11 protein-coding genes are annotated in these 8,221 nt (G+C 48.4%); 5 read left to right on the top strand and 6 right to left on the bottom strand.

The features are described 5' to 3' along the window. The 5 genes from Q7V32_RS01875 to Q7V32_RS01855 form a co-directional block, all read right to left on the bottom strand. A partial coding sequence (locus Q7V32_RS01875; protein WP_304895293.1) for a metal-dependent hydrolase occupies positions 1 to 201 on the bottom strand: 201 nt, incomplete at its 3' end. A 272-nt stretch (positions 202 to 473) separates the two neighbouring features. After that, positions 474 to 1,190, bottom strand: coding sequence for a hypothetical protein (locus tag Q7V32_RS01870; RefSeq protein ID WP_304895292.1), 717 nt, complete (start codon positions 1,188 to 1,190; stop codon positions 474 to 476). Positions 1,191 to 1,192: 2 nt separating this feature from the next. Then, positions 1,193 to 1,681 carry a hypothetical protein gene (locus tag Q7V32_RS01865; RefSeq protein ID WP_304895291.1) on the bottom strand — a complete coding sequence of 163 codons (489 nt, stop codon included), beginning with the start codon at positions 1,679 to 1,681 and terminating at the stop codon, positions 1,193 to 1,195. Continuing rightward, positions 1,678 to 2,115: a hypothetical protein gene (locus Q7V32_RS01860; protein WP_304895290.1), complete on the bottom strand. Its 438-nt coding sequence runs from the start codon at positions 2,113 to 2,115 to the stop codon at positions 1,678 to 1,680. The genes Q7V32_RS01865 and Q7V32_RS01860 overlap by 4 nt, the downstream gene beginning before the upstream one ends. 723 nt (positions 2,116 to 2,838) lie before the next feature. Further along, positions 2,839 to 3,186: a transcriptional regulator gene (locus Q7V32_RS01855; protein WP_304895289.1), complete on the bottom strand. Its 348-nt coding sequence runs from the start codon at positions 3,184 to 3,186 to the stop codon at positions 2,839 to 2,841. A gap of 247 nt (positions 3,187 to 3,433) precedes the next feature. On the opposite strand from Q7V32_RS01855, the gene Q7V32_RS01850 reads away from it, so the two are divergent. The 5 genes from Q7V32_RS01850 (at position 3,434) to Q7V32_RS01835 (ending at position 7,322) form a co-directional block, all read left to right on the top strand. Continuing rightward, positions 3,434 to 4,447: an IS110 family transposase gene (locus tag Q7V32_RS01850; RefSeq protein WP_304895288.1), complete on the top strand. Its 1,014-nt coding sequence runs from the start codon at positions 3,434 to 3,436 to the stop codon at positions 4,445 to 4,447. A 368-nt stretch (positions 4,448 to 4,815) separates the two neighbouring features. Beyond that, positions 4,816 to 5,055, top strand: coding sequence for a hypothetical protein (locus tag Q7V32_RS01845; RefSeq protein ID WP_304895287.1), 240 nt, complete (start codon positions 4,816 to 4,818; stop codon positions 5,053 to 5,055). 78 nt (positions 5,056 to 5,133) lie between these two features. Further along, positions 5,134 to 5,307, top strand: a complete 174-nt coding sequence (locus Q7V32_RS20770; RefSeq protein WP_370691400.1) for a transposase — start codon at positions 5,134 to 5,136, stop codon at positions 5,305 to 5,307. Positions 5,308 to 5,486: 179 nt separating this feature from the next. Continuing rightward, complete coding sequence (locus Q7V32_RS01840) at positions 5,487 to 6,758, top strand: IS256 family transposase (protein ID WP_304895286.1); 1,272 nt, start codon at positions 5,487 to 5,489, stop codon at positions 6,756 to 6,758. Positions 6,759 to 7,178: 420 nt separating this feature from the next. After that, positions 7,179 to 7,322: a hypothetical protein gene (locus Q7V32_RS01835; RefSeq protein ID WP_304895285.1), complete on the top strand. Its 144-nt coding sequence runs from the start codon at positions 7,179 to 7,181 to the stop codon at positions 7,320 to 7,322. Between the two features lie 26 nt (positions 7,323 to 7,348). On the opposite strand, the gene Q7V32_RS01830 is transcribed toward Q7V32_RS01835, so the two are convergent. Then, positions 7,349 to 7,474 carry a catalase gene (locus Q7V32_RS01830; RefSeq protein WP_304895284.1) on the bottom strand — a complete coding sequence of 42 codons (126 nt, stop codon included), beginning with the start codon at positions 7,472 to 7,474 and terminating at the stop codon, positions 7,349 to 7,351. Positions 7,475 to 8,221 lie beyond the last annotated feature (747 nt).

Raw genomic sequence — 8,221 nt, 5'->3', positions numbered from 1 at the left:
GGCAAACACCAACGAATGCGTAAAACCCCGATGTCCCCATTGCGAACCATAAGGGATGCCGAATTTGAAGCCAATGATATCAATATCGGGGAAAACAGCGCATACCGCAGCCAACAAAAACAGCTTTAAATTGAGCGTTTCGCTTTTGAAACAGGCATACAGGACGGCCGGAACCGCAATATGGGAAAATACCGATGCCATTCATTGTCCTTGGTAAGTTTTCATTTAGGTTCAAACTGTTCCTTTTAGTCTTTGCCCTATCAGCTATCCCCAATGGGACCTTGATGATTACCCAAAAGCCCCATGACAATAGCCGGAACCAAAAAGATGTGTCTGGCGTCAACTAGCTTGGCCGCCAGACGTCAATTACCCTGGCCGGTTTTAGTTAAAAATAATGGTCATTTTTTTAGGCTCTGTTTTTTCCGATAGCTTTCACCTTCTATTTCAATAATGATGGCATAGCGGGTGAAAACTCAGATTCCCAGCACCTTCAACTGCATGTCGCTCCACTTTTCATCCACTTCTAGGAGGGTATTCGTGACCTGTGAACGTGGTGGAGGATGTTTTGCTGTTGATGGTGCCGCTGAATTGTAGGGCAACTGATCGAAGTGTAAGCCCAAATTCCATGTTCGCCCATCAGCGAAACGAATGACCGGAGGGGCTATGAACGCCAACAGATCGGGCGTTCGGCTCGCCGTCATGCCGCAGCATCCGAGGAGGTAATCCAGGGTCCACAGGGCTCGCATGCCGGTGGGCATCTCCTGGGGTCCTATCAGAAAATCCGGCAGGCGATTCAGCTCAAGATGGTCGCAGGCCAGAGCAAGCATCGTATGCGCCATTTTGTAACCCACATGTTCTTGGAATAGCGGGCTTTCATGGATGGTTGCCTGCCCCGTAAAGAATTCGCGGCCATGTCGTTCCAGGTGAAGCAATTCAGCCTCTCTCAACGCATCAATGTACAGCGACCGCCATGCGTATTCGATCGGTCGTCCTCGCGTCAGATCTACCTGCGGCGTAAGACGTTTCAAGAGGGCGAGATAGAAGTCAGGTGGAGAGTCGCTGTGCAGCGCGAAGTGTGCGCAAAGCGGGAATAGTGCGGCCGCAATTAAGTCATTCGTTTCCTCGCGCAGCCTGAGGTAGGGCAACGCGTAACGTCCCGCGGCAAGCCGCATTGCAAGATCGAAGCTCAAGCTCAGTAACCCACGCCGTGCCCGTGCTCGTCGAAATGGTGCCAGATTTTGCCGTCTGCCTTCAACTGTTCGTACTGCGCCTGGGTCAAGACCTGACTAACGTCGCGATTGGGAGCATCCAGTTCCAGTTCGATCAGTAGCGGCGGACCGAGGACCTGTACGTCCCAGAACCGTGCATGGGCTTCCATCAGATCTTGCGTACTGAATCCGGCTGCTTCTGTTCGCTGTGTGAATCCTCTGCGCAAGTTCCCTGGTGGCAGGCTCTGACCGGTCGCAACAAAGTGCTTCAGGCGCATCCAGTCTTCTTCGACCAAGTGAACCAGGTAGGCGTGACTGATATATTGCCAGTAATGAATAGTCTCGTGAAAGATTACCCGTGAGAGAGGCGGACGCCAATCTTTGGGGCCTGCCAGTGCAAAGGGATGGGGCGGAACCCAGGGATCGCCGACGTCCACGACCATCGACAAGGGCACATAGCGGTTCCCCGTCACGGAGACGGTCCGATCGGCTTCGCTTGAGGCAGCATTGCAGCGAGGTTCTGTTCAATTTTGTCGATATCGGACGGTGCAAACCGCGTGAGGGATCCGTCGGGCGCCTTCACAATGACTTGTGAAGCCTTTCCGATGGGGACCACGCGGACTTGGAGAGCATCACCCGAAAGATCAATCACCGCGATTTCTCTGCCTTTGAGATCCAGGATCAATTCTCGTACGTAGCGCAGAACCATCCCTGACGTGAGAACGACCCCAAGGATGATCAGCGGATCGAATTGAGCGTCGCTATAAAGGTCCGCTTCCTCCGGTTCGGGCTCGAAAGGCGTCATGCTCATAGTCTTGCCGCCGTCGTTTCCGATCCGCGCCGCGAAGTCTTTTGCGGCACCCTCGCTGCATACCCACTCTAATGTTACCATTGACTGATCATTCATGCAGTTGATCCTCACGATCTGCAGACTAGTTATAAAGGGTAGGTTGGTCCGCCCAGAAATAGCAAACCTTTCCTACCCATCCAACACTATTAAGCAATTGGCTGCATATCTACCACAAGAATTAATGTTAAACAATAAGTTTGTGTGGCGAAAGGTTTTGTCCATTTCGCATATCATCCAAACTGCTTTGATAAACGCTTTAGGAGGATGCTATTTGAATGTTCACTTATCGCTCAGTCAGGTGTTCTAGGCGCGGATTGGTTGGCGCAATATTTCAGATCAACGGACCGAAACAAGCTTGCTTGCACAAGAAAATCAAAACAATCGACACTCACCATGGAACAAAGGCAAGTTGATTGATCAGAAATCACAATTAAAATTGTAGGGAATCTGGGCCATTCGCATCCGTTTGCAGATGGCCAAAAACAGACGTGAACAAGCGCAATTCAATCTAGCCATTGACAGCAAGCTTCGGGGATGTGATATGGTTAAACTTAAAGTTTGCGATGTTGCTCAAGTTGGTCGGGTGTCATCGCGTGCTACCGATTTTGAATCGGGCAAATTACGAACCAACCCCGTCGGTCGACTGTCATTTCGAATGACTGATTTGTCAATTGGATCCGATATCTATAGGAAGAAGAAATCGTCGGTAAGTATCTCTTGATTGGAAATTACACTGAGAATTTCATCTCGCCAGATCTCATGCCGATAGTCGGTATCAATTCAAGCAAAAATCTGAAACTCAGTAGCGACAGCAATTGGCCGGACTTGATTTTTCTCGCGTCGCATTTCCACTAAACCATAATTCGACATGGTTTTCAGGGTACGGGACAAATTGCTCGGTTTTCTACCGGTAATACTAGCCAGAGATGAAATTGATTCCGGATGGGTTTCCTGAATAATTTTCAGTAGCGCCCGGTTGTCGTCGCTCAACACTTCTGCTAGAGAGCGCATTGAAGTGAACCATATTTTTGGCTCTGTCGGTTCGGGCTTGTATTCACCTTTGGCAATAGCCAGCACCCGTTCCCGCATTTTTTCCTGCGGCAGGATGCCAATTATAACTGTACTCATAGCTTTCTAATCTCCTCCAATAACCGGTCAACCTCTGCGAAGAAGTCCATTAAAAGTTGATAGGCATTGCGTAAACACGCAAACAGAGGGTGAACTGATCAGTGTGGATGGCAAAACAGCGAGGGGATCGTGAGATCGAAAAAATAGCAAAAACCCCTTACATAGGGTGATGATATGGACTCCTCCTCTCCCCTAAACGGTGTCAAAATACACCGACTAATTTAACCGGAAGAAAGAGGAGCCTGTCATGAATCGTAACGTAATGGGTTTGGATATTGCAAAGCAAGTATTTCATTTGTTCTCGATGAAAGATGGCAAAGCCGTGAAAAAGAAGTTGAAGCGTTCTGAGTTGTTGGAGTTTATCGCACAACTGCCCGTGAGCTTGATCGCGATGGAAGCGTGTGGTGGAGCGCATCATTGGGCTCGGGAGTTTGCAGCCTTGGGCCACGAAGTGGTGTTATTGAACGCCCGCTTCGTTAAGGCCTTCGTAGTCGGCAATAAAAACGATTTCAATGACGCCGAAGCGATTTTCACCGCAGCCTGTCAGCCGAACAAACGCACCGTGGCAGTAAAAACGATTGAGCAACAAGATTTAACGATGTTACACGGTATTCGCCGAGGCAGGGTCGACGAACGAACGGCCTTGGCCAACCAAATACGTGGACATTTGGCCGAACGGGGCATGGTGTTGCCGCGTGGCGTAAATCAGCTTAGAAAACAACTACCGGAGATACTGGAGGATGGTGATAATCAGCTCAGTGCACTGAGCCGCCGGCTTGTGGCCACGCAGTATCAGGCCCTGAAAGACTTGGACGAAGCAATCAAAGCACTGGAACGGGAAATTAGCGCGGTCTGTCAGCAACATGCCTTAAGCCGTCGCTTGGTCGATATACCGGGTATCGGCCCTTTGACCGCCGTGTTGGCGGCAGCCGATGTCGGGGACGGCAAGGACTATCATTCGAGCCGTGATTACGCGGCCAGCTTGGGCGTGGTGCCCCGGCAACACAGTAGTGGGGACAAACAGGTCTTGCTGGGCATCAGTAAGCGCGGCAATCGGTCATTGCGAACCTCGTTGATTCACGGCGCACGGTCGGTGCTGAAATACTGCGGCGATAAAAGCGATCCCTTGAGCCTGTGGCTCAAACGCCTAATCGAACGGCGCGGTTTCAATAAAGCAGCCGTGGCGCTAGCCAACAAGAATGCCCGGATAATCTGGGCCTTGGCAACACGCGACGGGGACTATGTGCCGCAAAAGGCCTAGTAACTGAAAGACCGGGTTATCCACCCTTGCCCCACCGCCTCCACGCGATGGAAGGGTTCCGGCGCTGGGCCAAGCGTGGATAACCCTCAAACCGGTGATGTAAAAGAGTTCAACAGATTGCGGAGGCAAGAGAACTTAATGTGATGACGATCAACAGGTCAGACCGGTGCTTTTGAAGTCCGTTTTACCCAGAGATTCTTGGAAATCGTTAGGGTGGTTGAGACAAAAGCACGCGGATAGATTCATCAGGGCCCGAAGGCCAATAAGTGCCTTCACAAAGAGGCCGAATATATGGCGGCAATCTCGATCTCTGTTGGAAACATCATTTTTTAAGCAATCTTGGCTTGCAATTGGGGAGGAGTCCATATATGAGTGCATGGAGCGCTTCAAACCGAGTGGTTTGCGGCGATTATGTGTTGGGCCTGAAAGGTAATCAAGCTAGCCTGCATGAAGCCGTCGAGGATTATTTCACAACAGCTCATGCGGCTGATTTTAAACAAATAAAATATGATTATGCGGAGGAAGTGGAGGTCGGCCACGGGCGCTTGGAAACTCGCCGCTACTGGATCACCGGCGATTTGCGCACACTGCCGAAAACAGTATCCTGAGCCGGTTTACGGACTATCGGCATGGTTGAAAGCGAATACGAAGAAGCCGGAAAATAGTTTAAGGAAAAGCGCTTTTTCATCAACTCTATTCCGCCTGTTGCTAAAACCTTTGCCTATGCAGCGCGAAGACACTGGGGGATTGAGAATATTCTGCATTGGCGAATGGATGTCGTACTTCGAGAAGATGCCAGCCGGATTCGCAAGGTAAACGCTCTAAGTATTATGACAAATATCCGACATCGATCGTTTTGAATCTGTTCCAAAAAGAGCTTTCAAAACTAAGCCTTGCTAAAAAACGCAAAATGGCCGATTGGGATAGCGACTTTCGGAGCTATAACTAAATCTGGTGTACAGCCCGACTTGAAGAGAGGTGGCGTTCTCTGCTGAAATAAGATTATCGAGATCAAATAACAGCATTAATGAGAAACGCCATGAACAAAGATAAAGCAAAAGAATGGGGAAATACAGAGGCAATTAACGATCCTTTGACTGATTTGTTGCGAACCGGAGCCAAGGCCTTGATCCAACAGGCGGTTGAAGCCGAGTTGCAAGCGTTTTTGGGTGACTATACTCAGGTCACTGATCTGCAGGGCCGTTTAACTGTCGTGCGCAATGGTTATTTGCCGGAGCGGGCTATCGTCACCGGTGTGGATAATGTGACGGTCAAAATTCCTAAAGTGCGGGATCGCTCCGGTGGCGGGGTTAAATTCAACTCAACCCTCGTACCACCCTATGTGCGCAAAGCTCAACGCGTGGCAGCGGCCTTGCCCTGGCTGTACTTACGTGGTATTTCCACCGGCGACATGCAAGAGACCCTGTCGGTACTGGTGGGTGACGAGGCCAAAGGCTTGTCGCCGACGGCGGTGAGTCGCTTAAAAGCCCAATGGGCTGAGGAATACCAATCTTGGAATAACCGAGATTTAACGAAGGAACGCTATGTTTACGTGTGGGCGGATGGTATTTATTCGACCCTGCGCGGCGAGGATGATCGACTGTGCTTATTGGTCATCATCGGCGTCAACGAACAAGGTGAAAAGCGCTTGCTGGCCTTATCGGATTGTTACCGGGAATCGAAAGCGTCCTGGCTGAGTGTCTTACAGGATATGCAAGCCCGCGGCTTACAGGAAGCACCGAAACTGGCCACCGGCGACGGCGCATTGGGTTTCTGGGCGGCCATCAACGAGGCTTGGCCGACGACACGGCAGCAACGTTGTTGGGTGCATAAGACGGCGAATGTGTTGGCGGCGCTGCCCGATTCTATCCAAGGCAAAGCCAAGGCCGGATTAAAAGAAATCTGGATGGCCGAAACTAAAGCTCAGGCGGAAACCGCCTTCGACAGCTTCCAGCGTAACTTTGAAGCCAAGTATCCCAAGGCAGCGGGCGTGCTGGCAAAAGATCGCGAATCACTCTTGGCATTTTACGACTTTCCCGCTGAGCATTGGCTCCACATTCGGACGACTAATCCGATTGAATCCAGCTTCGCGACGATTCGCCATCGGACTACGCGCACTAAAAACTGCGTCTCGCGCAGTACCTTGATGGGATTGGTATTTCAATTAGCGCTGACGGCCGAGAAGAGTTGGCGCAAGATACAAGGTTTTAAACGAATACCGGAAGTGATTGAGGGCATCCGTTTCCATGACGGCATTGCTATTATCACAGAGGCAGAGAAAATGGAAGAAACGCAGCAGATGGCCGCCTAATTCAAATGGGTTATACACCAGATTTGACTATAGCTCATTTTATCATTCCCAGTGGCAGTAATAAGTCATCTGCAGACAGTCAGTGAGTATCAATAAAAGTACATTATCTCTCAGTAATCTGCCCTTGGAAATTTGGGGGATGTCTCGATCATGCGCATGATGATGGCTTTGCGGAAACTGAAACCGGTTTTCACTTCATTGCTGTTTACGGAGTCGCATTATCAGAAATTCTTCGACTTGAGCAGAGAGAAACTCTTGTTGGATTAGGTTCGATACCGTACAGACCGGCAGCATTTTGGTGCATATCATTATAAGGCAAATGATTGGTATCACAATTCGTGGTGCCGTTTATGGCCATCGCGCATAACCAAATAAAAAATTGTCATCAATATTTCAAAACATCAATTTTTGGAGAAAGCCATGAAAAAATTAATTCAATTAAAAGATAAGGCTATGACTTTTAGTCATCAGGTAGAAGGAAGGATACTGCCACCGTTGCTATTATGGATGCTCGGTGTTCCAGCAGGGGTCTGTGTGATTTTATGGTTTTTTTTCTTTAGATAGCAAACTTGAATCGTTTAAAAAACGAATTAAAAACTGGCATCGCGCGGCATATCGGCAGACCCCGAACCGCCTGCTAAGGTTGAAATGCGTGTGAACAGTGATGTTTGCTCACCCACTTCGGTCAAGGCTTTAGCAGCTGTAGTTTTTTTCAAAGATTCGGTTCCTAAAATAGGATATTTGTTAGATACGGTATCTTAACTTTTCTAGTAAAAAGGATAATTCATATGAAGATGTTTCTTCAACCATCTTTTACAGCAAATTCGACACTTATTTTGTTGGTCTTGACTTTAACAGGTTGTCCACTCAATGTGAATTTGATAACCGATAAACCTATTACACTTGTAATCGAAAAGCCTATTCAAGTCGACGGAAACATTGCCGTCACCAAATTACCGCCGATAACCTTAGGAAATCCTTTGAGAGAAAATAAAAAGTAATTTGGAACAAAAACAGTAAAAGGTGCTATGACTTTCCTTTTGCCGAAAATTAGTAATAAGAAGTTAGTGTAGATAATAAATTGATTGCGCCTCGATATAATCGATATAAGTTTGGCGATTAGTATATGCGCTATTCCAGAGCTATTGGACACTATAGAACTCAACCTACTTAGTGCTTCAACGGAAAGTCCACAAGCCACGATATACAAGGGATGCAGCGATTTATTGAGCGAGAAGATTTGTTATCCGCCATTAGCATTTTTACGAAGAAGTGATGTGTGACGGCGCTTACAGGGTTACCGCTTTCAAAGCCTCATCAATTCTTCTCGCATTTTGTAAATCTTCGATTCATTATTTTGGCTGTAACACCTGTTCTATATGGTCTACAGCATTTCTCGTTCAAGCACTACTTATTTAACGGATATGTTGGATCTTTTCCTTTTATAATTTCAGCTTCACCTT

It is taken from the genome of Methylicorpusculum sp., from assembly GCF_030651835.1.
In the GTDB taxonomy this organism is placed as follows: domain Bacteria; phylum Pseudomonadota; class Gammaproteobacteria; order Methylococcales; family Methylomonadaceae; genus Methylicorpusculum.
Note: the sequence above shows the minus strand (reverse complement) of the source record. Positions and strands in the feature narration are given on the sequence as shown.